Raw genomic sequence first — 479 nt, 5'->3', positions numbered from 1 at the left:
CCCTGGTCCCTCGAAGAGACAATCGCGAGCGCCTGCACGGGATGCGGCGCCTGCGTCAGCGCCTGCCCGCAAGCGATCATCAGGCTCGATGCCCGGCAGAGTCCCGAGATCGATTTCAGCTCCAGCGAATGCAGCTTATGCGGAGCCTGCGCCGCAGCCTGCCCGGAGCCGGTCTTCGATCGCGGGCGATCTGGATTCCAGCACGTTGCCGTGATCGGGGACACATGCTTTGCCGCACGCGGCATCGTTTGCCAGAGCTGCGGCGATGCCTGTCCGGAAGCGGCGATCCGTTTCCGATCGCGCCTTGGTGGCCCTGCCCTGCCTGTTCTCACCGCCACTCAATGCACCGGCTGCGGCGCCTGCATCGCGGCCTGCCCAGCCGCCGCCATCGGAACCTGCCCCACGGCAGCGGAGGCAGCCCATGCCTGAAGCCCAAGCGGCCGCAGCGGAGGCAGCCCATGCCTGAAGCCCAAGCGGCC

General features: G+C 68.7%; 1 protein-coding gene. It reads left to right on the top strand.

The genetic code is table 11. The features are described 5' to 3' along the window. Nucleotides 1-21 precede the first annotated feature (21 nt). The gene (locus tag AC1D34_RS38260; RefSeq protein WP_476827115.1) at nt 22-429 is read left to right on the top strand and encodes a ferredoxin-type protein NapF; all 408 of its coding nucleotides are present in this window, start codon (nt 22-24) and stop codon (nt 427-429) included. Nucleotides 430-479 lie beyond the last annotated feature (50 nt).

The sequence above is a fragment of the Allobosea sp. P1_A7 genome (genome assembly GCF_056406775.1).
Note: the sequence above shows the minus strand (reverse complement) of the source record. Positions and strands in the feature narration are given on the sequence as shown.